Here is a 24,778-nt window from a genome sequence, read left to right on the forward strand (position 1 = left end):
TCCGCTGAGCAGCCCCGTGTCTCCGACCTGGTGACATGGTGAGGCTCCCGTAAAGGAGAAGCAGTTGTCTGAAGGCACCGTCAAGTGGTTCAACGCCGAAAAGGGCTTCGGGTTCATCGCTCCTGACGACGGTACACCTGACGTGTTCGTTCACTACTCGGCGATCACCTCGAGTGGTTACCGAAGCCTGGACGAGAACCAGCGCGTCAGTTTTGTGACCGTACAGGGCGCCAAGGGTCCGCAGGCCGAGCAGGTCACGCCCCTCTAGGCTCAAGAGAAGTTCGAAGATTCGGGCTCGCGCTCACGAGCCCGACATATCGAAATCCGGACCCGCGTCGCACCGGCGGCGCGGGTTTCCGGATGTTTTGCCGACTTTTTACCGGGCAGCCATCAGCCTTATGAGGCTGAGCGTCACGTCCGATCTGTGGTGGAAGAACGCGGTCGTTTACTGTCTTGATGTCGAGACATATGCCGACGGGAACGGCGACGGAGTCGGGGATTTCCGGGGCGCCATCCAGCGGATCGACCACCTCGACCGGATGGGTGTGACGTGCATCTGGCTGATGCCGTTCTTCCCCAGCCCGGATCGTGACGACGGCTACGACATCACCGACTTCTACAACGTGGATCCTCGGCTGGGCACGCTCGGCGACTTCGTGGAGTTCATGCGGGTGGCCAGGGACCGGGGCATCCGGGTCATCGCCGACCTCGTCGTGAACCACACCTCCGATCAGCACCCGTGGTTCCTGGACGCCCGATCGGGTAAGGACTCGCGATATCGCGACTGGTACATCTGGTCCGACGAACCACAGCCCGACGACCCCAAGGGAGTGGTGTTCCCCGACAAGGAGAACAGCCTGTGGGAGTTCGACGAGAAGACCGGCCAGTATTACTTCCACCGGTTCTACCGGTTCCAGCCCGACCTCAACACCAACAATGCCGAGGTGCGCGACGAGATCGCGCGGATCCTCGGCTTCTGGATGGAACTCGGCCTTTCCGGATTCCGTGTCGACGCGGTGCCGTTCCTGGTGGAGCAGGTCACCGATCCCGGTGACGAGAAGCTTCCCGATCCGCACGAGTTCTTCGCCGACCTGCGCGCCTTCATGAATCGCAGGGACGGCTCCGCCGCGCTGCTCGGCGAGGTGAACCTGCCCTACGACGACCTCGTGAAGTATTTCGGCGACTCGCTCGGCAACCAGATCACGATGTGCTTCGACTTCATCGGCATGCAGAACATGTATCTCTCGCTGGCCCGGGGCGACGCGGGGCCGCTCGCCGCGGCGCTCAGGGAGCGGCCCCGGCCGCCCAGGGACGCCCATTGGGCGACCTTCGTCCGCAACCACGACGAGCTCACCTTGGACAAGCTCAGCGACTCCGAGCGCCAGGAGGTCTTCGCGGCCTTCGGCCCCGATGAGGACATGCAACTGTACGGCCGCGGCCTGCGCCGGCGCCTGCCCACGATGCTCGGGGGCGACCTGGAGCGGATCAAGATGGTCTACAGCCTGCTGTTCTCCCTCCCCGGCACCCCCGTCCTGTTCTACGGGGAGGAGATCGGCATGGGGGAGAACCTGGACCTGGAGGGCCGGCAGGCCGTCCGTACGCCGATGCAGTGGACCCCCAACCGCAACGGCGGTTTCAGCACCGCCGACCCCGCGAAGATCCACAACGCCATGCCCTCCGGGGACTACGGCCCCGAGCATGTGAACGTCAGCGCGCAGCAGCGCGACCCCGGCTCCCTGCTGCTCTGGATCACCCGGCTCGTCCGGCACTACCGGGAGTGTCCCGAGCTCGCCTGGGGCGACTACACCGTCCTCGACTGCGGGGCCGACGCCGTGCTGGCCCATCGGGCGGACGCGGAGGGGGAGACCGTCGTCGCCGTGCACAACTTCGGCGAGGAGGAGACCGAGGCCGAGGTCGTCCTCGAAGGCCTCGACTCGTCCAAGGTGCTGACCGATCTCATGGTGGACGGGACGGTGGAGATCTCCGACGCCGGACGCGCGCGATTCGGCCTCGGAAGGTACGGATGCCGCTGGTTCCGCGTCTCCACCCCCGAGACCGCCCCTGCCGATTCGGGGGACCCGTCCTAGGGGAACCTCAGGGGTCGGTCGGGTAGATCTCCGATGGGCCGGCGTCCTCCCCACGGCCACAGTGATGAGCCATGGGGATGTTCTTTACCTTTGCCGGAAACCCGTATGACGTCGCACTACGCCGAGGGAGTTTCGCGCCCACCTGGTGGGGGCCCGATCTCGCCCGGGTCGCGGGGCACGCGCTGGTCGCCGCCGGCTGCCTCGGCATGGTGCTCCTGCACCTCGTGTCAGGGCTCGACCCTATGCGCGACGTGATCAGCCAGTTCGTCTTCGCACCGTACGGCTGGCTGTTGCCCGTCTCGCTGGTGTCGCTCGCGTGCGGCTCGGCTCTGGCCGCCCTTCGGCTGGCGCGTCTGGACCGCAGGGTCGCGTTGCTGGCCGGATTGTGGAGCGGCTGTCTGCTTCTGGTGGCCGGATTCCCTACGGACCGGCCGGGGTTGCCCCTGTCGATGTCCGGGGGGATTCACCGATACGCGGCGGCCGTCGCCTTCGTCAGCCTGCCGGTCGCGGGACTGATCCTTGCCCGGATCGTGGGCTCACGCCTCGTCAGCGTGCTCAGCGTGGTCACGCTGGCCCTGGTCGTCCTGGTGCTTCTGCCGTACCTCGCCAAGACGCTGGGCCATGACCTCGGGGCGATCCCCGCCGGCCTGACCCAGCGCCTGACCGTGATGTCGGACGTGGCCGATCTGGTCGCGATGACGTCGCTCACCGCCCGTGGGGCGGTGGCGCGGCGCCGGTCAGATCAGACCGAGTTCCTTGACGGCGTCGCGCTCCTCGATCAGCTCACCGACGGAGGCGTCGATGCGGCCACGGGAGAACGCGTCGATCTCCAGACCCTGAACGATCTCCCAGCGGCCGTTCTTCGACACGACGGGGAACGAGGAGATGATGCCCTCGGCCACGCCGTACGAGCCGTCGGAGGGGATGGCGGCCGAGGTCCAGTCGCCCTCGGGCGTGCCGTTCACCCAGTCGTGGACGTGGTCGACGGCGGCGTTGGCCGCCGACGCGGCGGAGGAGGCGCCGCGGGCCTCGATGATCGCCGCACCGCGCTTGGCCACCGTCGGGATGAAGGTGTCGCGCAGCCACTCCTCCTCGACCTGCTCAGCGGCGATCTTGCCGCCGACCTCGGCGTGGAAGAGGTCGGGGTACTGCGTCGCGGAGTGGTTGCCCCAGATCGTCATCTTCTTGATCTCGGAGACCGGGACGCGGAGCTTGGCGGACAGCTGCGACAGCGCGCGGTTGTGGTCGAGGCGGGTCATCGCGGTGAACCGCTCGGCGGGGACGTCGGGCGCAGCCGACCGGGCGATGAGGGCGTTGGTGTTGGCGGGGTTGCCGACGACCAGAACGCGGATGTCGTCGGCCGCGTGGTCGTTGATCGCCTTGCCCTGGGGCCCGAAGATGCCGCCGTTGGCCTGGAGGAGGTCGCCCCGCTCCATGCCCGCCGTGCGAGGCCGGGCTCCGACGAGCAGCGCGACGTTGGCGCCGTCGAACGCCTTGGCCGGGTCGTCGGAGATCTCGATGCCCCGCAGCAGCGGGAACGCGCAGTCGTCGAGCTCCATCGCGGTGCCCTCTGCGGCCTTGACCGCCTGCGGGATCTCCAGCAGGCTCAGCGTCACCGGGGTGTCGGCACCCAGGAGCTGGCCTGAGGCGATGCGGAAGAGCAGCGCGTAACCGATCTGGCCGGCCGCGCCGGTGACGGTCACTTTGACGGTCATGACGATCCCCATTCGCGATAAGTATGACTCACGGATGCTACTCGCCCGGGGGCCCGCAGGCGGTGCTGAGGTGTCCGTAGCGCGCCACGCCTTCGCCGGGCCGGAACTCCCCGCGAGGCCGATGAAGCCCGTCTCACGCACCCTGACATGATCTCAGGGTGAAAGGTCTCTCCCCCGGTGGTGAGGCGCCCGATCCCCGGCTCGGCGCCACTCTGCGGTTCGCGACGGAACTGGTGGCGTGGGTGGCGACACCGTGGGCGCTGTGGAGCCACTCCGTGGTGCTGGCGCTCGTCTCGGTCCTGGTGCTGATCGGCCTGCCGACGTTGTTTTCCACACCTGGGGACAAGGCCTCGGTCATCGTCCCCGTCCCGGGGTGGGTGGTGATCCTCCTCGTCCTGCTGCAGTTCGCCGCCGCGGCGGTGGCCTCGTGGTTCGCCTGGCCTCCGGTGGTCGCCGTGCTCGTCTGGATCCTCGTCGTGGCAGCGGCCGTCACGCAGGGGCCGCGCTGGCGATGGCTCGCCCTCAACCCGGGAGCGCCCAGGAGCTGAGTCCGTGCCGGGCCGTGCACGCCCGGCGCGGACGTCGAATCTGAAACTTTCACGGGGCCCGGAGGGGGCTCCTGCCGTGGCGCGGCACGGATGTCCTGCTCGGAGGCCGGGTGGTCGCCGTCGGCGAGACTCGTCCCATGGTCCCCGCGGACCGGTCCCTGTACGGCGGGGAGGGTCGTGCCTACGTTCTTTGGGAGCGCTCCCAAAGCGTACTGACGAACCTCGCCAGGAGGACCCACGCAATGAGATCCACCCCCCGCCCCGGAGCCGCGCGCTCCCCGGTGCGCCGCGGCATGATCGCGGCGGCCGCGCTCGCGCTCGGCGCCACGATGGCCGTGGCCGTCGCCACCTCGGCGAGCGCCGCGGTCGCGTGCGGCGTCACCTACGCCTCGAACGAATGGACCTCCAGCCCCGGCCAGGGCGGTTTCACCGCCAACCTCACGATCAGGAACGTGGGTGACCCGGTCAACGGGTGGACGCTTACGTTCGCCTTCCCCAACGCCGGCCAGAAGGTCACCCAGGGCTGGTCCGCGAACTGGACCCAGTCCGGCGCGAACGTGACGGCCACAGGGCTCGACTGGAACAGGAACCTCGCCGCCGGCGCCTCGCTGGGAGTCGGCTTCAACGGCACATGGAGCGGCAGCGACCCCGCGCCCACGTCGTTCAAGATCAACGGAGTGGCCTGCAACGGCTCCACTCCGACTCCGACGCCCACGGTGACTCCCACGCCGACCCCGACCCCGACTCCCACGCCGACCCCGACGCCCACCCCGACTCCGACCGGTCCTTCCGGGCCGCACGTGGACAACCCGTACGCCGGGGCCACGGGCTATGTGAACCCGGAGTGGTCGGCCAAGGCGGCGGCGGAGCCCGGCGGCGGCGCGGTCTCCAGGACCTCGACCGGCGTCTGGCTGGACCGCATCGCGGCCATCGCGGGCTCCTCGTCCTCCATGGGCCTGCGGGCGCACCTGGACGAGGCGGTCAGGCAGGACGCCGCCAACGGAAGCGCGCCGCTGACGGTCCAGTTCGTCGTCTACAACCTGCCGAACCGCGACTGCTCGGCGCTCGCCTCCAACGGTGAGCTGCTCATCGCTCAGAACGGTCTGAACCGCTACAAGACCGAGTACATCGACCCGATCGCCGCGATCATGGCGGACCCGAAGTACGCGCAACTCCGGATCGCCACCGTCATCGAGATCGACTCGCTGCCCAACCTGATCACCAACCTCAACGTGGCGAAGTGCCAGGAGGCGCAGTCGAGCGGGGCCTACGTCCAGGGCATCCAGTACGCCCTGAACAAGCTGCACGCGATCACCAACGTCTACACCTACCTCGACGCCGCCCACCACGGCTGGATCGGCTGGGACACGAACTTCGGCCCCACCGCCGACCTGATGGCCTCCACCGCGAGGGGCACGACGGCCGGCTACGCCAGCGTCGACGGCTTCATCACCAACACCGCCAACTACTCCGCCCTGACCGAGCCGTACTTCACCGTCAACTCCACGGTGGGCGGCCAGTCGGTGCGGCAGTCGAAGTGGGTCGACTGGAACTTCTACGTCGACGAGCTCTCCTTCGCCCAGGCGTTCAGGGCCAGGCTCGTGCAGGCCGGCTTCCCCTCCGGGATCGGCATGCTGATCGACACCTCCCGCAACGGCTGGGGCGGCGCAGCACGCCCGACGGGACCGAGCACCTCGACCGACGTGAACACCTTCGTCAACCAGTCGCGCATCGACCGCAGGATCCACGCGGGCAACTGGTGCAACCAGAGTGGCGCCGGTCTCGGTGAGCGCCCGCGTTCCAGCCCCGCCGCGGGTCTCGACGCCTACGTCTGGATCAAGCCGCCGGGCGAGTCCGACGGCTCCAGCTCGGCGATCCCGAACGACGAGGGCAAGGGCTTCGACCGCATGTGCGACCCGACCTACACGGGCAACGAGCGCAACGGGAACAGCATGACCGGTTCCCTGCCGAACGCCCCGGTCTCGGGACACTGGTTCTCCGCGCAGTTCCAGGAACTGCTGCGGAACGCCTACCCGCCCGTCTCCTGACCCTCACCCGCTGTTCCAGCGGGCCGACGACGGCGGGCCCTGCCGGATCACCGGCAGGGCCCGCCCCCTTGCGATCAGGTGGATCAGGTGGCGCCGGGGTGGGAGGGGCCGTGCGGGTCCCGGCAGTGCGGGCCCTCCTCGCCGATGATCAGCAGCTTGGGGGAGGCGTGGTCCACCTGGAGCGTCGTGTGCTCGATGCCGTAGGTGTCGTGCAGCATGGCCTCGGTGGCCTGCCGTACGGCATGGCAGTCGGAACCGGGGGCGACGAGCACGTGGGCGGAGAGCGCGGCGTAACCCGAGGTGACCGTCCAGATGTGCAGGTCGTGCACCTCGACGACGTGCTCCGTCGCCGCCATCCGGGCGCCGATCTCGTCGGGCGCCATCCCCGTGGGCGCCGCCTCGAGGAAGACGCGTCCGGAGTCGCGGACCAGGCCCCAGCCCGCCTTGGCCATCAGGGCGGCCACCACCAGGGCGGCGATGGCGTCCGCCCGGGCCCACCCGGTCAGCCAGACCACGAGACCGGCCGCCGCCGTCGCGATGAACGCGTAGAGGTCGCTGAGGATGTGCTGGAAGGCCCCTTCGACGTTGAGGCTCGACCGGTTGGCCTTGCTGATGAGCCAGGCCGCGATCACGTTGACGACGATGCCGACGAGGCCGGTCACGGTCACGAGCGCACCCTCGACCACGGGCGGGGACACCAGCCGGTGCACGCCTTCGGCGACGAAGAACACCGTGAGCAGCAGCAGGGTGATGCCGTTGATCTGCGCGCTGATGATCTCCACGCGCTTGAGCCCGTAGGTGAAGCCGCCCTTGGCCGGACGTGCGGCGATCCGCATGGCGACGAGCGCCAGCCCGATCGCGGCGGCGTCGGTCAGCATGTGGCCGGCGTCCGACAGCAGCGCCAGGGAGCCGGCCAGCAGACCGGTCACGACCTCGGCCGCCATGAAGCCGAGGATCAGGAGCAGCGCTCCCACGAGTGGGCGCCGGTCGGCGTCCGAGCGCACGGCGTGCCCGTGGCCGTGCCCGTGTGCCGTGTCGAGGTCGTGTGCGGTGTCGTGGTCGTGGTCGTGGGCCGTGTCGTGGTCGTGCCCGTCTCCGGGCCCGTGTCCCCGCTCGGCTCCGGGTCCCGGGGCGTGCCCCCGGCCGCGGGCGGCCCGTTGATCAGTCATGCGAGCCGGCCTCGTCGTGGGTCACGTGGGTGAGGCCGAGATCGAAGAGCATCCGTACGTGCGAGTCGGCCAGCCGGTAGTACGCCATCCGGCCGGACCGCCGCACCTTCACCACACGGTTGAGCCGGAGCAGCCGCAGCGCGTGGGAGACGGCCGACTCGCTCTGGCCGCACGCCGCCGCGAGATCGCAGACGCACATCTCGCCACCCTCGAGGAGCGCGGCCATCAGCCGGAGCCGCCCGGGATCGGACAGAAGCCCGAAGACCTGGGCCAGGCCCTCGATCGCCGTCTCAGGGGGGAGCGACGCCATGACGGCGCTCACCCGGTCGGCGTCGACCACCCGTGCGTGTGAAGAGGTGCTCATATGAGCGATGGTATGCGCCGAATGAGCGGTTGGCCCGGCGGCTCCCATGATGCCGCGTGGACGGGCCCCGGCCGGCCGCGGCGCCCACGGCCGGCCGCCGGGATGAGTGGTCAGGCGTAGTGATCGCGGCTTCCGCCGGAGCGGGTCAGCTTGACGACGACGGACACGATCAGTGCGACGGCACCGATGATCAGCACCCACTTCAGCGCGCCGAAGATGAGAGAGATGACCGAACCGAGCACGAAGAAGCCGACGATGACCGCCGCTGCGATGAGGAGAATGCGTCCCATGTCTTCACCGTAAGCTCCGCCCGCCCCACGATCACAGGGCGGGCGGCCAAGTTCAGGGCTGCCTCAGGGACATCTCAGGGGTCAGTCGTTGGCGTGGAGCGCGGAGTTCAGCTCGATGCCCGTGCCTGCCCGGTGGACCGCCTCGACCGCGCCGGTCGTGGAGTTGCGGCGCAGCAGGAGCCCGCTCTTGCCGGACAGCTCCCTGCCCTTCACGACCTCGCCGCCCGGCAGCGTGACCTTGGTGCCCGCCGTGACGTACAGGCCCGCCTCGACCACGCAGTCGTCGCCGAGGGAGATGCCGATCCCGGAGTTGGCCCCCAGAAGGCACCGCTCTCCGACGGAGATGATCTCCTTGCCGCCGCCCGACAGGGTGCCCATGATGGAGGCCCCGCCGCCGACGTCCGAGCCGTCGCCCACGACGACCCCGGCCGAGATCCTGCCCTCCACCATCGAGGCGCCGAGGGTTCCGGCGTTGAAGTTGACGAAGCCCTCGTGCATGACGGTGGTGCCGCTCGCGAGGTGCGCGCCGAGCCGTACGCGATCGGCGTCGGCGACGCGGACCCCGGTGGGCAGCACGTAGTCGACCATCCGGGGGAACTTGTCCACGCCGTAGACGGTCACGGGCCCCCGGGCGCGCAGGCGGAGCCGTACGGACTCGAAGCCCTCCACCACGCACGGGCCGTGGTTGGTCCACACGACGTTGGCCAGCAGGCCGAAGAGCCCGTCCAGGTTGAGGCCGTGGGGGCGTACGAGGCGGGAGGACAGCAGATGGAGCCGCAGGTACGCGTCGTGTGCGTCGGCGGGCGGCGCGGACAGGTCGGCGATCCCGGTGCGCACCGCCACGACCTCGACGCCGCGGGCGGGGTCGGGCCCCAGGAGCGCGGCCAGGTCCTCGTCGAGACCGGCCACCGCGAGCGGTTCTGTTCCGATGACGGGCGGCTCGCCCAGAGCGGGGGAGGGGTACCACGTGTCGAGGACGGTGCCGTCCGTCGCGATCGTCGCCAGGCCGATTCCGTGGGCGCCCGAGGTTGTGGGGTCCATAGCTGTCATGGCACCCAACGCTACCGGCATCGCCAGGTGAGAGCCTTGCGTGGAGGGACGGCCGGGCGAAGTGCTCTTTTTTCCCGCTAAATCCCCTGGTTTTATGGCAATTCAGGTTAGTTCGTGAAGCTTCCGGGGAGAACTCGTTCCCCGGAACGTTCTGCGCCATTCGCGGAGTCTGGCGATCCGCGTGGACGCCGATGGAGGGGCGAATGACCGACGTGCAGGCGTACGCGCGGAAGTGTTTTCGTGGCGCCACCACCGACCGGGTCGGCGTCGAGCTGGAGTTCCTCGTCTTCGACGCGGAGGTCCCCGCGAAGCACGTCCCCATCGCCCGGACCACGGCGGCCCTTCCGTCGTTGCCGGGCGGCAGCCGGATCACCTTCGAACCGGGCGGGCAGCTCGAGCTCTCAGCTCCGCCGGGGCCGCTCCCGCGGGCCGTCGCCGATCTCGTCGCCGACGTCGACGTCGTGCGGCGCGCGCTGGCCGGGGCCGGGCTGACCCTGGGGGCGGCGGGCCTCGACCGGTTGCGGCCGCCGAAACGCCAGCTCCGGGAGCCGCGCTACGACGCCATGGCGGCCTACCTCGGCGTGCCGTACGGGCTCACGATGATGTGCTCGACGGCCTCGATCCAGGTCAACGTGGATTTAGGCTCCGACCCCGCGGAGCGGTGGGCACGTGCCCACGTGCTCGGGCCGGTCCTCGTCGCGGCCTTCGCCAACTCGCCCGCCGACGGCTGGATGTCCGGCCGCCAGGCGGTGTGGTTCAACCTGGACCCGTCCAGGACCGCCTCCGCGGCGGCGGGCGGCGACCCGGCCGGCGACTGGGCCCGGTACCTGCTGGACGCCGGGCTCATGATGATCCGGGACGGCGACGGCATCCGCGCCGTGCCGGCAGGATCGGCGTTCCGCGACTTCGAGGCCGTGGCCGGGCGGCCGCCGGAGGAGGACGACGTGGCCTACCACGCGACGACCCTCTTCCCGCCCGTACGGCCACGCGGCTGGCTCGAGATCCGCTATCTCGACGCCCAGGGAGCCGGCGACTGGCCGGTCTGCGCCGCCGTCGTGAGCGCCCTTCTCATGGACGACCGCGCGGCCGCCGTCGCGCTCGACGCCGCCGCGCCGGTGCGCGACAGCTGGGTGCCGGCGGCCCGCCTCGGCCTGGCCGACCCCGCGCTGCGCGAGGCGGCCGGGGCGTGTTTCCTGGCGGCGGCCGAGGCGCTTCCCCGGCTGGGGGCCGAACCCTGGCTGGTGGCCCGTGTCTGCGCCTTCGCCGCCAAGCACATCGAGTCCGGCCGCTCGCCGGCCGTCGATCTGATGGAGGAGATGTACGCGTGACCGATTCCATCAAGGTCCCTGATGTGACCGCCCTCAAGGAGAAGATCGCCGCCGAGTTGGCCGCCGTGCGCGACCGCTCCCTGGCCTACACCGACGTCGACGACGACCTGCTCGTCCGCCAGCACTCGCCTCTGATGTCCCCGCTCGTCTGGGACCTCGCCCATGTCGGGAACTACGAGGAGCTCTGGGTGCTGCGCGAGGTCGGGGGGATCACCCCGCTGCGGCCGGAGATCGACGATCTCTACGACGCCTTCACCCACACGCGGGACGCCCGGCCGAGCCTGCCGCTGCTCGGGCCCGACGAGGCCAGACGGTACATCTCGGGGGTGCGCGGGAGGGTGCTCGACGTCCTGGACAAGGTCGATCTCGACGACCCGGACCCGCTGCGGGCGGGAGGCTTCGTCTTCGGGCTGGTCGTGCAGCACGAGCATCAGCACGACGAGACCATGCTTGCCACCCTGCAGCTGTCCAGGGAGCCCGGCCTGGTCCGCGAGGGCGACCTGCCGCCCGGCCGCTCCCCGAACCTCGGTGCGTCCCGGGAGGTCCACATCCCCGGGGGGATCTTCACGATGGGCGCCGGCGTCACGCCCTGGGCGTACGACAACGAGCGGCCCGCCCACCGGATGTACCTCCCGGGCTACTGGATCGACCGGTTCCCCGTGAGCAACGGCGCGTACATGGAGTTCGTCGCCTCGGGCGGCTACGAGGATCCCCGCTGGTGGACGGCCGAGGGATGGCAGTGGGTGGAGGTGAAGGGCGTCCGCGCCCCCCTCTTCTGGACGAGGGACGGCGACACCTGGTGGCGCACCCGGTTCGGCCGGCCGGAGCCCGTGCCCGCGGACGAGCCGGTGCAGCACGTGTCCTGGTACGAGGCCGACGCCTACGCCCGCTGGGCCGGCAGGCGGCTGCCGACCGAGGCCGAGTGGGAGAAGGCCTGCGGCGGGCGAACCTATCCGTGGGGTGACGCCGATCCCACGCTCGACCAGGCGAACCTCGGCCACCTGGCGGCTCGTCCCGCGCCGATCGGGGCGTTCCCCCAGGGGGCGAGCCCGTACGGGGTGGAGCAGCTCATCGGCGACGTCTGGGAGTGGACCGACTCGTGGTTCCTGCCCTACCCGGGCTACCGGAGCTTCCCCTACAAGGAGTACAGCGAGGTCTTCTTCGGCCAGGATCACCGGGTGCTCCGCGGCGGCTCCTGGGCCACCCATCCCTCCGCCGTCAGGACCACGTTCCGCAACTGGGACTATCCGGTTCGCAGGCAGATCTTCTCCGGGTTCCGGTGCGCCCGCTCGGAGGATTAGATGTGCCGCCACGCGGCCTGGCTGGGGCCGTCGCGGAGCCTGTCCTCGCTGATCTTCGAGCCTGATCAGGGGCTGCTCCGGCAGGCGTACGCCCCGCGCATGCAACGGTTCGGAAGCGTCAACGCCGACGGGTTCGGGCTGGGATGGTACGACCCCTCCCTCCCCGAGCCGGTCCGCTACCGCAGGTCGATCCCGATCTGGGCCGACGCCAACCTGCCCGGCATCGCCGGTGTCGCGCGCTCCTCCTGCCTGATGGCCGCCGTCAGGTCGGCGACCGTGGGCATGCCCATCGAGGAGTCCGCCACCGCACCGTTCGCGGCCGGCATCTGGCTGCTCAGCCACAACGGCCGAGTCCGGACAGAGGCCGTCCGGCCACTGGCGCCCGGCGCGGAGAGCGCGTGCGACTCGGCCTGGCTCGCCTCCGCCGTGTTCGCGCGGCTCCGCGAGGGGATCCCGCTCGCCCGGGCGCTTCCCCTCGTCGTCAGGGGTGCCGCGGAGGCCGACCCGGCCGCCCGGCTCAACCTGCTCGTCTGCGGCGGGATGGAGCTCGCCGCGACGGCATGGGGCGACACCCTTTACGCCCATCTCGGAGAGGGCGTGCTCGTGGCGAGCGAGCCGCTCGACGACCGCCCCGGATGGCAGGCCGTGCCCGACCGCAACCTCCTGCTCGCGTCCCCCGACGGCGTGCTCGTGACACCCATCGACTGAGGAGTGACCACATGACGCTGATCGACCATCTCCACGGTGACTACCTGCGGCAGGCGCTGGAACACGACGTGCGCACCGGGCTGACCTCCACGCCCAAGTGGCTGCCCCCGAAGTGGTTCTACGACGCGACCGGCAGCGACCTGTTCTCGCGGATCACGCGGCTCGACCAGTACTACCCGACCCGCAGGGAGCTCGCCATCCTGCGCAGGAACGCGGCCGACATCGCCGCACGCAGCGGGGCGGACACGCTCGTCGAGCTCGGCTCGGGCACCAGTGAGAAGACCGTCCTGTTGCTCGACGCGCTGTCCGGCTCGGGCACGTTGCGGACCTACATGCCCGTGGACGTCGACGCGGTCACCCTTGAGGCCGCCGCCGGGCGGCTCGCCGCCCGCTATCCCCGCCTGGCCGTACGGCCGGTCCGCGCCGACTTCGAGCACCACCTCTCGCTGCTGCCGAGGACGGGACGGCGGATGGTCGCCTTCCTCGGTGGGACCATCGGGAACCTCCCTCCGGCGGCCCGCGAGGTGTTCCTCAAAGAGCTGCGCTCCACTCTCAGGCCGGGTGACACCCTGCTGCTCGGGACCGACCTGGTGAAGGACGTCCGGCGGCTGATCGCGGCCTACGACGACGACCACGGGGTCACGGCCGCGTTCAACCGCAACGTGCTCCACGTGATCAACCGGGAGCTGGACGGCGACTTCGAGCCGGACGCCTTCGAGCACGTCGCCCGGTACGACGAGGACAACGACTGGATCGAGATGCGCCTCAGGGCGACCAGGGCCATGCCCGTACGGCTGGGCGGCCTCGGCCTGTCCCTCGCCTTCGAACCCGGTGAGGAGATGCGGACCGAGATCAGCGCCAAGTTCCGCGAGGAGGGCGTTCGGGGCGAACTGGCCGCCGCGGGATTCGACGTCGTCCGCTTCTACACCGACCCCGCGGGCGACTTCGGTCTCACCCTGGCCGGTCGCTGACGGCGGCTGCCGCAGGCGCGTGGTGGTGCAGGCGCCGTAGCGCGAGGGCGAGTTGCAGTCGCAACCGTCCCTGCGGCCCGTGGACGGACCAGCCGAGCACCTGCTCGGCGTGGGCCAGCCGATCCTGCAGCGTGGAGTGGTGCATGTGCAGTGCCGTCGCCGCGGTGCGCAGGCTGGACTGGGAGGCGACCGCGTCGAGTGTGGCCAGCATCCACGGGGCCGCCGCGGCGGCGCGATCCAGGGCGTGCACGTCCGGGATGGGATCGCTTCCCGGGCCGATCGCCGCGGCGAGGACGGCGAGTCCGCCCATCTGGTCGGCGTGCACGACCCGCGGTCCGGGGTCCTGCTCGGTCCCTTCGGCGGTCAGCCGGAGGGCGACGAGCGCGGCCGACCAGGACGCCGGGAGGCCGAGGAGGGGCACCGCCGGGCCGACGCCCGCGCGCGGGTCACCCGGCGGCGGAGCGGCGCCGGAGGGAGGCACGGACTGGATCAGGGCCTGACCGCCCGCGAGTGCCACGGCCCTGGCCGGGACGCCGGGGCGGAGGCCGAGACGCCGGGCCGCGTGCAGACGCGCGGTCTCCGAGGCGGACGCGTCCAGCAGGACCTCGGCTAAGGCCTGGTCGCCCGCGGCGTCCGCCGGGGCGCTGCCGCGCGTGCGGTCGAGCACGGCGCGGATCGAGGCCGCGGCCCGTTCCAGCACCATCGCGTCGACCACGCCGGCAGGTCCCTCGCGTTCCAGCCACAACGCGGGCGGGCCGTCGGGCGTCAGCGGCGCGGACAACCACGCGGGGTCGGCGGGCCCTTCGTCGTCGGCCCGCCGGCCGTCGGCGTCCACCTTGATGTGGACGCCGCGCTTCTCGTCGGCCAGCCGGGCCGGGCAGCCGGCCAGCACCGCCGCCCCGCGCACCAGCGCCTCCAGGCCCGCGCGGGTCTCGAGGAGCCGATCGAAGTAGGCGATCACCCGGACCGCCGCGCCGGCGTCGGGGTCGAGTGCCGTGAGCCGGCCGGCAAGCTCCTTCACAGGCCCAATCCTGCATCGTGCGGTGAACCGGTGCCAGGGTCGCCGCTCCGCGAAGGCGCGCCGACTCGGCGTCAGCGTGCCAGCAGGCGGCGCAGCCAGTCGGTCCTGGCGGCCCGGGCCGCCTGGGAGATCGCGGCCTGGGGCACCATGATGTCGAACCCGTGGAACCCGCCCGGCCACACGTGCAACTCCGCCTGGCCGCCCGCCTGCCAGATGCGGGTGGCGTAGGCCACGTCCTCATCGCGGAACGTCTCGGCGGAACCCACGTCGACGAAGGCGGGCGGCAGCCCGGAAAGGTCCTCCGCGCGGGCCGGGGCGGCGTACGGGGAGACGTCGGGGCCGCCCCGCCGTTCGCCGAGCAACGCCGTCCATCCGGTGTCGTTCGACGTCCTGTCCCATACGCCCAGTCCGGCCATCTGCAGGCTCGACACGGTGTCGTTGCGGTCGTCGAGCATCGGGCAGGCCAGCAGTTGCCCGGCCAGAGCCGGGCCGCCGCGGTCACGGGCGAGCAGCGCGACGGCCGCGGACAGGCCGCCTCCCGCGCTGCTGCCGCCGACGATGATCCTTTCCCGATCGACGCCGATCTCCTCCGCGTGCTCCGCCGTCCAGACCAGGCCGGCGTAACAGTCCTCGACCGGGGCGGGATGCGGGTGTTCCGGCGCCAGGCGGTATTCCACCGACACCACGGCGAGCCCCAACTCCTGAGCCGTCTCCAGGGTGGCCTCGATCCCGGTCCGGTTGTCGCCCATGACCATGCCGCCGCCGTGGATGTTGTAGAGGGCGGGGATCGGACCGGTCACCCCGGCGGGCCTGCAGATGAGCAGCGAGATGTCGGGGGCGCCCTCCGGTCCGGGCACGGTGCGCTCCTCGATCTCGAAGGCGCCCCCTCGGCGGAGATCGTCGTCCGACGGCCGCATCAGGACGGCGCCGCTCTGCAGGCCCGGGATCATCTCCGGCAGCAGCGAGGAGGGGATGTTCTCCGCCACGATCGCCAGAGCGGCGGCCAGTTCGGAGTCGAACGGCGGAGGGCTCAGGCGGTCGTGGTGCGGCGGGGAAGACGGGGTGGTCATCGGCCCTCCAGGTTGCGTGTCAGCGTGGTAGACCCATGCTGCAACGGGCCGGGAGTCCAGGACAGCGCCATGTGGCGGGGACGGCCCGCCACATGGCGGGCGTCGCCGGTGGTCGGCCGATCGTTCATACGGGAGACGGCACCGGTGATCGGACGGCGGTGCCGGCGTGGTGAGCGACCGGCGTCATAGCGACCGCGCTGCGATGATCTCGTCGCAGAACCGCGCGCAGCCCTCGCAGATGCGGACTCCTCCGCCGGTCACGAGTGCCGAGACCTCCGTGGCGGACTTGTCGCAGAAGGAACACGACAGCGCGCTGGGGAGTGCCACGAGTTCCAGATGGGCGTGTGACGCGTCCGGCCGCCCGGCTTCCTCGACGACCCGGCAGGCGATCGAGACGCAGCCGTCGCAGATGAACACGCCGGGCCCGGCGACGAGCCGGGTGACCTCGGTCTTGCCCGCCCCGCAGAAGCCGCACGCGGGGTCGGCGGGTTTCCTGCGGGACCTCCAGCCGGCCGTGCCGCCGGTGAGTTCGATGATCTGGTGAACCCGCTGGTGGCTGATGTCGAGGGCCTCGGCGATCTCGCGCAGCGACGCTCCTCCCAGGTGCAGGCGCCGGACGGCCTGGTGGTAGGCGGCCTTGGCCTGCACGGCGTGGTCCTGCGCCTCGGCCCACCGAGTGCCCGCCTGACGCGCCCGGAGCAGCAGTTCCTCGTCGAGAGCCATGGCGACCGGGTTGTCTGGGTCCATCGGGGGTGCCTCCTGAAAGAGGGGTGTCTATGGGTAGTAGACAAGGAGTCTGCCGTCTAGCATCCCTTGACGCAAGCGAGCCCACGTGACCGGAGGGTTCTCAGGACACCGGTTGCGGCGGGGTCAGGAACTTCGACTGCTCGTATTCGGAGCGCTCGCTCGGCAGGATCCGCGCACCCGGGGTCCTGTCGGTCCTGAGCCGGTTCATCGAGATCGCGAGAGACGTTCCGTACACCACGTGGCCCAGTGCCAGGAGGGCCTGGCGCCCCGGGCTGTCACGGGAGATCGGCGGATAGGCGCCCAGCCGGGGCGCCACGTGCTGGAAACTGGCGTACCAGACCGCCAGGCCGTAGGCCGCTCCGACCGGGAGAGGGATCCGCTGGCCGCGGAACAGCAGGCCGAGCACGGCTCCCGCGCCGCTGCCGTACGCGAAGTGGGCGATCGTCGCGAGCACCCCCTCACCCGGCTTGCGGCGGTGCCTGCTGCCGGGGAGCGTGATCCGCATGATCTTCTTGGGTGGCGGCTGGTCCAGCAGCCCGGCCCGGTCTCCCGCCATCAGCACGGCGCTGTAGACGGCGGTCGCGAGCGCACCGCCGACGGCGCCGTTCACCAGGTTGCGCGTCATGATGGGGCCTATTCCCCTGGCTCGCGGGCGCGTTCCCCGCAACCGGCCCGCTTCGGGTAAATACCTCACCCGGCATCATCCGCGACTCGCCCTGCCGATCACCCTTGATCACTTCCATACCCGCCGCGCGGTTTGTGCGGCGGCGGTGCCGGGGCACGGACCAGCCATGACACCGCTCGCCGTCCTGGCAGGCCCGGCGAGCCCAGCTGATCTGGTGGCGGCGCGGACCCAGATGGCGCTCTCCCTGGGCTGGCACATCGTCTTCGCCTGTCTCGGCGTGGGCATGCCCGCGCTGCTGCTGTTCACCGAATGGCGAGCCCATCGGACCGGCGACGCGGACTACATGCGTCTCGCCCGGCGGTGGGCCACGGCGGTCGGCGTGCTCTTCGCGGTGGGGGCGGTCTCCGGCACCATCCTCAGCTTCGAGATGGGTCTGCTGTGGCCTGGCCTGATGGGCGTCTACGGCGAGGTGATCGGCCTTCCGTTCGCGCTGGAGGGCATCGCCTTCTTCATCGAGGCGATCTTCCTCGGCATCTACCTCTACGCCTGGGACCGGCTTTCTCCCCGGGCGCATCTGCTCAGCGGGGTGCCCGTGCTCGTGGCGGGCGTGGCGTCGGCCCTGTTCGTCGTGTCCGCCAACGCGTGGATGAACCAGCCGCGCGGCTTCGACCTCGAAGGCGGGCGGGTCACCGGGGTCGCCCCGTGGGCCGCCATGTTCAACCCGGCCACGGCCCCGCAGAGCGTCCACATGATCATCGCGGCCTTCATGGTGTCCGGATTCGGCACCGCCGGGGTCTACGCGGTGGCGCTGCTGCGCGGCCGCCGGGACCGTTACCACCGCCTCGGCTTCCTGGTCCCGTTCACGCTCGCGGCGGCGCTCTCGCCGGTCCAGATCCTCGCGGGCGACTTCGCCGCGAGGTTCCTCGCCGGTTACCAGCCCACCAAGCTCGCCGCCGCCGAGGCGTTGTTCCGCACCGGCCCGAACGCGCCGCTGCATCTCGGCGGGCTGGTGGTCGACGGTCGGATCCGGTACGCGGTCGAGATCCCCAGCGGGCTGTCGATGCTGGTGGGCTTCACGCCCGGGACGGTCGTCCAGGGGCTGGACCGGGCCGCGCCCGCGGACCGGCCGCCGATCGCGCCCGTCCACCTCGCGTTCGACACGATGGTGGGCATCGGGACGTTGTTGCTGCTCCTGTCCGCCTGGCTGGCCCTGACCTGGTGGCGGCGCCGCGACCTGCCCGCCTCGCCGTGGTTCCTGCGGCTCGCCTCGGTCGCGGGCGTGCTCGCCGTCGTCGCGGTCGAGACGGGCTGGGTCGTGACCGAGGTGGGCAGGCAGCCGTGGATCGTGTACGGCAGGATGCGGACCTTGGAGGCGGTGAACCCCGCGCCCGGCCTGTGGGCCGGGTTCGCCGTGGTGGCCGTCGTCTACGCGGTCCTCACGGTCGCCGTCGTCTACGTCCTGCGCCACGTGGCCCGCACCGGGCACGTCGCCCCCCAGGAAACCGCGGAAATGTGATGGAACCGGCGCAGATCCTCCTGGCCGTCATGTGGGTGGGGCTCACCCTCTACGCGCTGCTGGGCGGGGCCGACTTCGGCGCCGGCGTCCTGGACCTGCTCGCCGGGCGCAGCCGGGCCGGGATGCCGCAGCGGCGGCTCATCGAGCACTCGATCGGGCCGGTCTGGGAGGCCAACCACGTCTGGCTGATCTTCGTGCTCGTGGTGTTGTGGACGGGCTTCCCGCTGGTCTTCGCCTCGGTGATGTCCACCCTCTACATCCCGCTCACGCTGGCCGCGCTCGGGATCATCGCGAGGGGCGCCGCCTTCGCCTTCCGCAAGGCCAGCACGGAGTTGTGGCAGCAACGCCTCTTCGGCGGGGCCTTCGCCCTGTCGTCCGTCCTCACTCCGTTCTTCCTCGGAACGGTCGCCGGGGCGATCGCGTCCGCCAGGGTCAAGCCGGGCCTCGCGGCCGGTGACCTGGTGAGGAGCTGGCTGAACCCGACCTCGCTGCTGGGAGGCGCGCTCGCGGTCCTGGTCTGCGCCTACCTGGCGGCGGTCTACCTGTGCGACGACGCCGCGCGCTCAGGAACGCCGGAACTGGCGGACGGGTTCCGCCGCCGTGCCCTCGTGGCCGCCGCCGCGACCGGCGCCGTCGCGCTCGCCGGCATCGCGGTGCTCCATCAGGACGCGCCCCGCCTGTACTCCGGCCTCACCCACCGGGCGCTGCCCCTGGTCGTGGCCAGCGCCGTCCTCGGGATCGCGTCGATCGTCCTGCTCTGGCGGCGGCGCTACCTGCTCGTGCGGGTGGCGGGCGTGCTCGCCGTCGTGGCCGTCATGTGGGGCTGGCCGGTCGCCCAGTATCCCGCCGTGTTGCCGCCGGGGCTCACCTACCGGGACGCCGCCGCGGCGCCGGTGGTGATCAGCACCGTCCTCGTGGTGGCCGGAGTGGGCGCGCTGCTGGTGCTGCCCTCCATCCTCTGGCTGTTCCTCCTCCAGCGCCGCATGCCGTACGACTCGCATCAGACGTGACCGAAGCGGCGTGGTCAGCCGGTCCCCGCGACGCGTGACGCACTCTCCACGATCGCTTCCAGTCGGTTCCCGTGCGCTCCGCGCCAGTAGACGTGGCCGCAGTCGAGGCATCGGGCGAACGTGTCGTAACTGCGCCTGGTCCCCGGCGGCAGGACCTCTTCGATCTCGGCCTTGGCGACCGGGGACAGGAGGCCGTTGCACGCCGTGCACCGGGTCCAGGGCGCGAGTGGCGGCGCGAAACGATCGAGCGCGTCCCGGAGCTGATCGTCCGCGCGGGCGCCGCGGACGTAGGCGCCGAGCCACAGGCTCCGGCGGAACAGAAGCCGGCGATCCTTGGTGAGCAGCACTCTCCGCTCCGCGTTCGCCTGCGCGATCAGCGCGTCGTCGTCGAGGTCGTTCCGGTAGGCGACGTCGACGCCGACGAGGCGCAGCCGCCTGGCGAGTGTGCCGAGGTGGACGTCGAGGACGAACCGGGGAGCGGGAACCCGCTGCGGCCTCGGCACCCCGAGCACGTGGACGACGTCGGCCGTGCTCGGACGGTACGACGGCGTGATCGGCCGCCCGCCGACCAGAAGTGAGCCGATCTCCGTGAGCGGGACGCCTGCCGACTCGACCACATGCCCGAGCGACGACGTGCCGTCGTAGGGGAGGCGCAGATCGGCGTGCCGCCGGCGGGGCGGAAGGAACAGCCACAACTCCGCCGCGACGCGGAGGTCGAGTTCCGCGCGGACCATGCCTCCATCATGCCGGGATGGTCGGGACGGGTGCTCGACCGCGGTGGCCGGCACTGACATGTAGGAGATTTCCTACGGTTGACATGTAGGAGATCTCCTACCTATTGTGTCCCCATGACAGGAAGCGAGCGCATGACGGCGGGAAACGCGGACGTCTTCGCCGCTCTCGCCAGTCCCGTGCGGCGTGAGCTGACGGCGCTGCTGCTGAGCGGGCCGCGGTCGGTGAACGACCTGGCCTCGCACTTCGAGATGAGCCGTCCGAGCGTCTCGGAGCATCTCCGGGTGCTGCGCGACGCCGGGCTGGTCAGCGAGGAGCGCAGCGGACGGCTGCGGCTCTACCGACTGGAGGCGGAGCCGCTCATGGAAGTGTCGCGGTGGCTGTCGCCGTACGAGCGGTTCTGGCGGGACAGGCTCGCCGGGCTGCGTGAACTGCTGGATGAGGAGAACGGAGACGACCATGAGCGCTGACCGGACGTCGATCGAGGTCGACGAGTTCCTGCCGCACCCGCCGGCCAAGGTGTGGCGTGCCCTGACCGATCCCGCTCTGCAGGAGCGGTGGCTGATGGCGGGTGACATGAAACCCGTGGTGGGGCACCGCTTCACCTTCACCACCCGGCCGATACCGCAGGTCGAGTTCGACGGGGTGATCTCGTGCGAGGTGCTCGACGTCGACGAGGAACGCCTGCTGCGCATCAGCTGGCGAGGCGGAGCGCTGGACACCACGGTCACCTGGAGGCTGGTCGCCGAGGGACAGGGCACCCGGTTGCTCGTCGAACACGCGGGCTTCGACCTCGACGACCCGGCTCAGGCCTTCGCGTTCAGGAACATGGGCAGCGGCTGGCGTTCCGAGGTGATGCAGTCGCTCCAAAAGACGCTCAGCGCGATGTGACCGTCCCCTCCGGCAGGTATTCGGCGGCGGCGTCGAGGAGCCAGTCCGCGAGGTAGCCCGCGAACGAGGACCGCACGAACACGCGGAACCCGTCGTCCTCCCGGGCGGCGAGGACGACCTGCGCGCGGGCGAGCATCGTCTGCGCGCAGCGCCCCGGGCCGAACACCCGGGGGTGCAGGTCGAGCGCGCAGCCGTGTGCGAGCAGGTCACGGGACCTCGGGCCGTCCACGGCGACGACCGTGCGCTGGGCCGACACGTCAGTGATCCCCACGTGGGCCGTCCCCGCCGCCGTCCGGATCGTCTCCTCGAGACCGTCCCCGACCGGGCCGACCACCAGCCACTCGTCGGGCCCCATCCAGAGCACGTCGGCGCCCGCGCTCGTGCAGGTGCCCGGCTCGGTCGGGAGCGGCGCACCCAGGGCGAGCCCGATGTCGGCGGCCGCCCGGCTCTTCGGGTCCACCCGCAGGTTGATCTGCGTGAGGAAGGGGATCTCCGCGATCCGCAGATCGTCGGCCGACACCGGCGTGAACCGGGCCAGCGGGCTCAGTCGCTCAGCCATCGCGGCGGGCTCCCTCGGGGTCGTAGAGGATGTGGGACGTGACGGTGACGGGGACCTGCTCGTCGCCGAGCGGGACGTACAACACCTCGCCCATCCGATCGCGCCCGCCGCTGACCAGGGCGAGTGCGAAGGTGCTGTCGAGCACCGCGCTCCGGTAGCTCGACGTCACGTGGCCGAGGGTCGGGACGGGCGGCTCGGGCAGCGTGCTCGTCTCCACCAGGTGGGCGCCTTCGGGGAGCAGGCGGCCGGGATCGGCGGGCAGCAGGCCGACCAGGTGCTTGCGGTCCGGCCGGCTCGTGTCGGCTCTGGCGAACGACCGCTTCCCGATGAAGTCGGGCTTCTTCTTCGACACGACCCAGTCCATGCCGAGGTCGGCGGGGGTGACCGTGCCGTCGGTGTCCTGGCCGACGATCGGGTAGCCCTTCTCCGCGCGCAGCACGTGCATGGTCTCGGTGCCGTAGGGCGTGACCACCCCCGTCTCCATGACCGCCTCCCACAGGGCGAGGCCGTCCCACGCGTTGACGTTGATCTCGTAGGCGAGTTCGCCGGAGAAGCTGATCCGGCACACCCGCGCGGCCAGCCCGGCCACCTCGGTGTCCCGCCAGGTCATGAAGGGGAAGCTCGCCGCGTCCACGGCCAGGCCCGGGGCCAGCCCGGCCAGCACGTCACGGGAGCCGGGGCCGGCGAGGGCCACCGTCGCCCAGTGCTCGGTGACCGACGTGCAGTAGACCCGCAGCCCCGGCCACTCGGTCTGGAGCCATTCCTCCATCCAGTCGAGCACGGCCGCCGCGTTGCCCGTGGTCGTCGTCACCAGGAACCGGTCGTCCGCCAGGCGGATGACGGTGCCGTCGTCGAAGACCATTCCGTCGGGCCTGCACATGACGCCGTAGCGGATCGCACCCACCTTGAGGGTGCTCATCATGTTCGTGTAGATCCGGTCGAGGAACTCCGCCGCGTCCGGGCCCTGCACGTCGATCTTGCCGAGTGTGGAGGCGTCCATCGCGCCCACGGACTTCCGTACGGCACCGCACTCGCGCAGGACCGCGGTCTCCATGTCCTCTCCCGCACGCGGGTAGTACCAGGGGCGCTTCCACTGGCCGACGTTCTCGAACGGCGCGCCGTAGGCCACGTGCCATTCGTGCAGCGACGTGGTCCGCACCGGATCGTGCAGCGCGCCCCTGTGCCGTCCCGCGAGCGTCGCGAAGCCGACGGGCACGTACGGCGCGCGGAACGTGGTGGTGCCGAGATCGCCGAGCGGCAGGCCGAGGGCGTGGCCGACCACCGCGCTGGTGAGGACACCCGACAGCTTGCCCTGGTCGTGTGCCGTGCCCGCCGTGGTGTAGCGCTTGACGTGCTCGACCGAGCGCAGGCCCGCTCCGGTCGCCCGCATGACGTCGGCGACGGTGACGTCTCGCTGGAGGTCCACGAAGTGCGTGCTGTAGTCCGCCGCGGGGACGAGCCACAGGTGCCCGGGCGGTGTGCCTGGGTCCTCGTCCGGCGTGCGCGGGATTTCGAACGTGCCCTCCACGCGGAACCCGGCGGCCTCGGCGGCCCGCGCTCCGGTGGCGGCGCCGTCCTCCAGGCATCCGGCGAGGGTGAAGACTCCGCGAGCGGCGCCCGCGACCTCGACGGCCTGCCGCGCGGACGCGGGCACGAACGAGCCGATCCCGTCATCGAAGCGCAGGTCGCCGCCCGACTGGCTGAACAGGTGGACCAGAGGGCTCCAGCCACCGGAGACGAGCAGCAGGTCGGCCTCGATCTCCCGGCCGGCCCCGCCGTCAGAGGGGGCGACCGCGACCGACGAGACGCCGTCGTCTCCGCCGACCGCGGTGACCACGTGGCCGGCGAGGACCTCCACGCCGTCGGTGCCGCCGCCGGTCGTGTCCCGTGTGTCGACGATGGCGGCGATCTCCACGCCGGCCGCCGCGAGGTCCCGGGCGGCGGCGTAGGCGCTGTCGTTCGTGGTGAACACGACCGCGCGGTCGCCGGGGAGGACGCCGTGGCGGTTGGCGTACGCGCGCGCCGACCCGGCCAGCATGACGCCCGGCCGGTCGTTGCCCGCGAAGGCGATCGGCCGTTCGTGCGCTCCCGTGGCCAGCACGACGCGGCGGGCCCGGATGCGCCACACGCGCTCGCGCGAGTGGGCGTGCTCTCCGCGGCGCTCGACGGCGACGAGGTAGTTGTCGTCGTAGTAGCCGAACACGCTGGTGCGGCGCAGCACCCGGATGTCGGGACGGCCGTCGAGCGCGTCCAGCGTGGCGGCCGCCCACTCGGCTCCCGGCACGCCGCCGACCGTCTCCGCCGTGTCCGGCAGGCTGCCGCCCGCGATCGGCCGGTCGTCCGCGATGATCACCCGGGCGCCGGTCTCCGCCGCCACCGTCGCGGCCGCCAGCCCGGCCGGGCCCGCGCCCACGACGAGGACGTCGCAGTGCGCGTGGACGGCGTCGTAGCGTGCCGTGTCCGTCTCGTCGGTCAGCCGGCCTCTTCCCGAGAGGCCGTGCGCGGCGAGTCCGTCGCGCAATTCGACGGTCGTGGCCTGCAACATCGGCTCCGCGGCGACCTGGACGAGGGCGTTGGGCTCCTCCGTCCAGGCGGCGTAGATCCCTCGAGGGCGGCCGAGCGCCGGACTGGCGGCCACCGCGCGCACGCCGTTGGCGAGCAGGGCGGAGGCCAGCGTGTCGCCTCGGACCCCCTCGTAGTCGCGGCCGTCGAAACGGAACCGCACCGTCTCGCCCTGCCACCCGGTCATCCGACGGGATGTCACGCGGTCACCTCGCCGGCCTCGATCTCGTTGGTGGCGGTGTTCCGTACGGCGTTGAACCAGCGGCGGCAGCCCGCCGTGTGGTTCCACCGTTCGGCGAACCGCCCCTTCGGGTTGTCACGGAAGAAGAGATAGCGGGCCCACTCCTCGTCGGAGAGCGCCGCGGGGTTCTCGGGGTAGGCGACGTGCGCCTGCCCGCCGTAGTGGAACTCGGCCTCGTCTCGCGGCCCGCACCACGGACAGGGGATCAGCAGCATCGGGTGGATC

The 24,778-nt window shown here is 71.3% G+C and carries 25 protein-coding genes and 1 pseudogene; 13 read left to right on the forward strand and 13 right to left on the reverse strand.

What is annotated here, in order from left to right; translation table 11 throughout:
• Nucleotides 1-64 precede the first annotated feature (64 nt).
• The 3 genes and pseudogenes from Pmi06nite_RS11835 to Pmi06nite_RS42965 form a co-directional block, all read left to right on the forward strand.
• Nucleotides 65-268, forward strand: a complete 204-nt coding sequence (locus Pmi06nite_RS11835; RefSeq protein WP_203881548.1) for a cold-shock protein — start codon at nt 65-67, stop codon at nt 266-268.
• A gap of 130 nt (nt 269-398) precedes the next feature.
• On the forward strand, nt 399-2,087 hold the full coding sequence (locus Pmi06nite_RS11840) for an alpha-amylase family protein (RefSeq protein WP_203952966.1): 1,689 nt from the start codon (nt 399-401) through the stop codon (nt 2,085-2,087).
• Between the two features lie 242 nt (nt 2,088-2,329).
• Nucleotides 2,330-2,725, forward strand: a pseudogene (locus Pmi06nite_RS42965) (DUF998 domain-containing protein); the annotation flags it as partial.
• 99 nt (nt 2,726-2,824) lie between these two features.
• Here Pmi06nite_RS42965 and Pmi06nite_RS11850 read toward each other — a convergent pair.
• Nucleotides 2,825-3,802, reverse strand: a complete 978-nt coding sequence (locus Pmi06nite_RS11850; RefSeq protein ID WP_203952967.1) for a malate dehydrogenase — start codon at nt 3,800-3,802, stop codon at nt 2,825-2,827.
• Nucleotides 3,803-3,960: 158 nt separating this feature from the next.
• Between Pmi06nite_RS11850 and Pmi06nite_RS11855 the strand changes: the two genes are divergently transcribed.
• On the forward strand, nt 3,961-4,350 hold the full coding sequence (locus Pmi06nite_RS11855) for a hypothetical protein (protein WP_203952968.1): 390 nt from the start codon (nt 3,961-3,963) through the stop codon (nt 4,348-4,350).
• Between the two features lie 242 nt (nt 4,351-4,592).
• The gene (locus Pmi06nite_RS11860) at nt 4,593-6,398 is read left to right on the forward strand and encodes a glycoside hydrolase family 6 protein (protein WP_203952969.1); all 1,806 of its coding nucleotides are present in this window, start codon (nt 4,593-4,595) and stop codon (nt 6,396-6,398) included.
• 83 nt (nt 6,399-6,481) lie between these two features.
• On the opposite strand, the gene Pmi06nite_RS11865 is transcribed toward Pmi06nite_RS11860, so the two are convergent.
• From Pmi06nite_RS11865 to dapD, 4 genes are all read right to left on the reverse strand, one after another.
• A complete protein-coding gene (locus tag Pmi06nite_RS11865; protein ID WP_203952970.1) occupies nt 6,482-7,567 on the reverse strand; it encodes a cation diffusion facilitator family transporter in 1,086 nt (361 codons plus the stop codon).
• On the reverse strand, nt 7,560-7,931 hold the full coding sequence (locus Pmi06nite_RS11870; protein ID WP_203952971.1) for an ArsR/SmtB family transcription factor: 372 nt from the start codon (nt 7,929-7,931) through the stop codon (nt 7,560-7,562). The genes Pmi06nite_RS11865 and Pmi06nite_RS11870 overlap by 8 nt, the downstream gene beginning before the upstream one ends.
• 110 nt (nt 7,932-8,041) lie before the next feature.
• The gene (locus Pmi06nite_RS11875; protein ID WP_203952972.1) at nt 8,042-8,221 is read right to left on the reverse strand and encodes a hypothetical protein; all 180 of its coding nucleotides are present in this window, start codon (nt 8,219-8,221) and stop codon (nt 8,042-8,044) included.
• A gap of 81 nt (nt 8,222-8,302) precedes the next feature.
• Nucleotides 8,303-9,271, reverse strand: coding sequence for a 2,3,4,5-tetrahydropyridine-2,6-dicarboxylate N-succinyltransferase (gene dapD, locus Pmi06nite_RS11880; RefSeq protein ID WP_203952973.1), 969 nt, complete (start codon nt 9,269-9,271; stop codon nt 8,303-8,305).
• 203 nt (nt 9,272-9,474) lie between these two features.
• Here dapD and Pmi06nite_RS11885 point away from each other — a divergent pair, with 203 nt between their 5' ends.
• The 4 genes from Pmi06nite_RS11885 to egtD are packed head-to-tail and all read left to right on the forward strand — an operon-like array spanning nt 9,475 to nt 13,579.
• Nucleotides 9,475-10,599, forward strand: coding sequence for a glutamate-cysteine ligase family protein (locus Pmi06nite_RS11885; protein ID WP_203952974.1), 1,125 nt, complete (start codon nt 9,475-9,477; stop codon nt 10,597-10,599).
• Nucleotides 10,596-11,900, forward strand: coding sequence for an ergothioneine biosynthesis protein EgtB (egtB, locus tag Pmi06nite_RS11890; protein ID WP_239113843.1), 1,305 nt, complete (start codon nt 10,596-10,598; stop codon nt 11,898-11,900). Before Pmi06nite_RS11885 ends, egtB begins: the two co-directional genes overlap by 4 nt.
• Nucleotides 11,901-12,608, forward strand: coding sequence for an ergothioneine biosynthesis protein EgtC (gene egtC, locus Pmi06nite_RS11895; protein WP_203952975.1), 708 nt, complete (start codon nt 11,901-11,903; stop codon nt 12,606-12,608).
• An 11-nt stretch (nt 12,609-12,619) separates the two neighbouring features.
• Nucleotides 12,620-13,579 (forward strand): L-histidine N(alpha)-methyltransferase, encoded by a 960-nt coding sequence (egtD, locus tag Pmi06nite_RS11900; RefSeq protein WP_203952976.1) that lies wholly within the window; start codon nt 12,620-12,622, stop codon nt 13,577-13,579.
• On the opposite strand, the gene Pmi06nite_RS11905 is transcribed toward egtD, so the two are convergent.
• From Pmi06nite_RS11905 to Pmi06nite_RS11920, 4 genes are all read right to left on the reverse strand, one after another.
• Complete coding sequence (locus tag Pmi06nite_RS11905) at nt 13,560-14,600, reverse strand: helix-turn-helix domain-containing protein (RefSeq protein WP_203952977.1); 1,041 nt, start codon at nt 14,598-14,600, stop codon at nt 13,560-13,562. The two genes, egtD and Pmi06nite_RS11905, sit on opposite strands and share 20 nt — an antisense overlap.
• Before the next feature lie 71 nt (nt 14,601-14,671).
• A complete protein-coding gene (locus tag Pmi06nite_RS11910; RefSeq protein ID WP_203952978.1) occupies nt 14,672-15,670 on the reverse strand; it encodes an alpha/beta hydrolase in 999 nt (332 codons plus the stop codon).
• Between the two features lie 183 nt (nt 15,671-15,853).
• A complete protein-coding gene (locus tag Pmi06nite_RS11915) occupies nt 15,854-16,417 on the reverse strand; it encodes a ClpX C4-type zinc finger protein (RefSeq protein WP_203952979.1) in 564 nt (187 codons plus the stop codon).
• Nucleotides 16,418-16,517: 100 nt separating this feature from the next.
• Nucleotides 16,518-17,042, reverse strand: a complete 525-nt coding sequence (locus Pmi06nite_RS11920; RefSeq protein WP_203952980.1) for a DUF6789 family protein — start codon at nt 17,040-17,042, stop codon at nt 16,518-16,520.
• 166 nt (nt 17,043-17,208) lie between these two features.
• Between Pmi06nite_RS11920 and Pmi06nite_RS11925 the strand changes: the two genes are divergently transcribed.
• Entirely contained in the window at nt 17,209-18,558 is a 1,350-nt protein-coding gene (locus Pmi06nite_RS11925; protein WP_203952981.1) for a cytochrome ubiquinol oxidase subunit I, read from the forward strand.
• The gene (locus Pmi06nite_RS11930) at nt 18,558-19,568 is read left to right on the forward strand and encodes a cytochrome d ubiquinol oxidase subunit II (RefSeq protein WP_203952982.1); all 1,011 of its coding nucleotides are present in this window, start codon (nt 18,558-18,560) and stop codon (nt 19,566-19,568) included. Before Pmi06nite_RS11925 ends, Pmi06nite_RS11930 begins: the two co-directional genes overlap by 1 nt.
• A 14-nt stretch (nt 19,569-19,582) precedes the next feature.
• Here Pmi06nite_RS11930 and Pmi06nite_RS11935 read toward each other — a convergent pair whose 3' ends face one another.
• Nucleotides 19,583-20,302, reverse strand: a complete 720-nt coding sequence (locus tag Pmi06nite_RS11935) for a Mut7-C RNAse domain-containing protein (RefSeq protein WP_203952983.1) — start codon at nt 20,300-20,302, stop codon at nt 19,583-19,585.
• Nucleotides 20,303-20,416: 114 nt separating this feature from the next.
• Between Pmi06nite_RS11935 and Pmi06nite_RS11940 the strand changes: the two genes are divergently transcribed.
• Nucleotides 20,417-20,770, forward strand: coding sequence for an ArsR/SmtB family transcription factor (locus Pmi06nite_RS11940; RefSeq protein WP_239113844.1), 354 nt, complete (start codon nt 20,417-20,419; stop codon nt 20,768-20,770).
• Nucleotides 20,760-21,191 carry an SRPBCC family protein gene (locus tag Pmi06nite_RS11945; RefSeq protein WP_203952984.1) on the forward strand — a complete coding sequence of 144 codons (432 nt, stop codon included), beginning with the start codon at nt 20,760-20,762 and terminating at the stop codon, nt 21,189-21,191. Before Pmi06nite_RS11940 ends, Pmi06nite_RS11945 begins: the two co-directional genes overlap by 11 nt.
• Here the strand turns inward: Pmi06nite_RS11945 and Pmi06nite_RS11950 are convergent.
• The 3 genes from Pmi06nite_RS11950 to Pmi06nite_RS11960 are packed head-to-tail and all read right to left on the reverse strand — an operon-like array spanning nt 21,178 to nt 24,768.
• Nucleotides 21,178-21,750, reverse strand: a complete 573-nt coding sequence (locus tag Pmi06nite_RS11950; protein ID WP_203952985.1) for a sarcosine oxidase subunit gamma — start codon at nt 21,748-21,750, stop codon at nt 21,178-21,180. The genes Pmi06nite_RS11945 and Pmi06nite_RS11950 overlap by 14 nt on opposite strands.
• On the reverse strand, nt 21,743-24,514 hold the full coding sequence (locus tag Pmi06nite_RS11955) for a 2Fe-2S iron-sulfur cluster-binding protein (RefSeq protein ID WP_505881261.1): 2,772 nt from the start codon (nt 24,512-24,514) through the stop codon (nt 21,743-21,745). Before Pmi06nite_RS11955 ends, Pmi06nite_RS11950 begins: the two co-directional genes overlap by 8 nt.
• The gene (locus tag Pmi06nite_RS11960; RefSeq protein WP_203952986.1) at nt 24,511-24,768 is read right to left on the reverse strand and encodes a sarcosine oxidase subunit delta; all 258 of its coding nucleotides are present in this window, start codon (nt 24,766-24,768) and stop codon (nt 24,511-24,513) included. Before Pmi06nite_RS11960 ends, Pmi06nite_RS11955 begins: the two co-directional genes overlap by 4 nt.
• Nucleotides 24,769-24,778: the final 10 nt, after the last annotated feature.

The organism is Planotetraspora mira (assembly GCF_016863275.1).
Lineage (GTDB): Bacteria > Actinomycetota > Actinomycetes > Streptosporangiales > Streptosporangiaceae > Planotetraspora > Planotetraspora mira.

Excerpts from the sequence above, each read along its gene's own strand:
- Pmi06nite_RS11840 (WP_203952966.1), top strand. The coding sequence starts at position 399 with ATGAGGCTGAGCGTCACGTCCGATCTGTGGTGGAAGAACGCGGTCGTT.
- Pmi06nite_RS11850 (WP_203952967.1), bottom strand. The coding sequence starts at position 3,802 with ATGACCGTCAAAGTGACCGTCACCGGCGCGGCCGGCCAGATCGGTTAC.
- Pmi06nite_RS11860 (WP_203952969.1), top strand. The coding sequence starts at position 4,593 with ATGAGATCCACCCCCCGCCCCGGAGCCGCGCGCTCCCCGGTGCGCCGC.
- Pmi06nite_RS11865 (WP_203952970.1), bottom strand. The coding sequence starts at position 7,567 with ATGACTGATCAACGGGCCGCCCGCGGCCGGGGGCACGCCCCGGGACCC.
- Pmi06nite_RS11870 (WP_203952971.1), bottom strand. The coding sequence starts at position 7,931 with ATGAGCACCTCTTCACACGCACGGGTGGTCGACGCCGACCGGGTGAGC.
- Pmi06nite_RS11875 (WP_203952972.1), bottom strand. The coding sequence starts at position 8,221 with ATGGGACGCATTCTCCTCATCGCAGCGGCGGTCATCGTCGGCTTCTTC.
- dapD (WP_203952973.1), bottom strand. The coding sequence starts at position 9,271 with ATGACAGCTATGGACCCCACAACCTCGGGCGCCCACGGAATCGGCCTG.
- Pmi06nite_RS11885 (WP_203952974.1), top strand. The coding sequence starts at position 9,475 with ATGACCGACGTGCAGGCGTACGCGCGGAAGTGTTTTCGTGGCGCCACC.
- egtC (WP_203952975.1), top strand. The coding sequence starts at position 11,901 with ATGTGCCGCCACGCGGCCTGGCTGGGGCCGTCGCGGAGCCTGTCCTCG.
- egtD (WP_203952976.1), top strand. The coding sequence starts at position 12,620 with ATGACGCTGATCGACCATCTCCACGGTGACTACCTGCGGCAGGCGCTG.
- Pmi06nite_RS11910 (WP_203952978.1), bottom strand. The coding sequence starts at position 15,670 with ATGACCACCCCGTCTTCCCCGCCGCACCACGACCGCCTGAGCCCTCCG.
- Pmi06nite_RS11915 (WP_203952979.1), bottom strand. The coding sequence starts at position 16,417 with ATGGACCCAGACAACCCGGTCGCCATGGCTCTCGACGAGGAACTGCTG.
- Pmi06nite_RS11920 (WP_203952980.1), bottom strand. The coding sequence starts at position 17,042 with ATGACGCGCAACCTGGTGAACGGCGCCGTCGGCGGTGCGCTCGCGACC.
- Pmi06nite_RS11925 (WP_203952981.1), top strand. The coding sequence starts at position 17,209 with ATGACACCGCTCGCCGTCCTGGCAGGCCCGGCGAGCCCAGCTGATCTG.
- Pmi06nite_RS11930 (WP_203952982.1), top strand. The coding sequence starts at position 18,558 with ATGGAACCGGCGCAGATCCTCCTGGCCGTCATGTGGGTGGGGCTCACC.
- Pmi06nite_RS11935 (WP_203952983.1), bottom strand. The coding sequence starts at position 20,302 with ATGGTCCGCGCGGAACTCGACCTCCGCGTCGCGGCGGAGTTGTGGCTG.
- Pmi06nite_RS11940 (WP_239113844.1), top strand. The coding sequence starts at position 20,417 with ATGACAGGAAGCGAGCGCATGACGGCGGGAAACGCGGACGTCTTCGCC.
- Pmi06nite_RS11945 (WP_203952984.1), top strand. The coding sequence starts at position 20,760 with ATGAGCGCTGACCGGACGTCGATCGAGGTCGACGAGTTCCTGCCGCAC.
- Pmi06nite_RS11950 (WP_203952985.1), bottom strand. The coding sequence starts at position 21,750 with ATGGCTGAGCGACTGAGCCCGCTGGCCCGGTTCACGCCGGTGTCGGCC.
- Pmi06nite_RS11960 (WP_203952986.1), bottom strand. The coding sequence starts at position 24,768 with ATGCTGCTGATCCCCTGTCCGTGGTGCGGGCCGCGAGACGAGGCCGAG.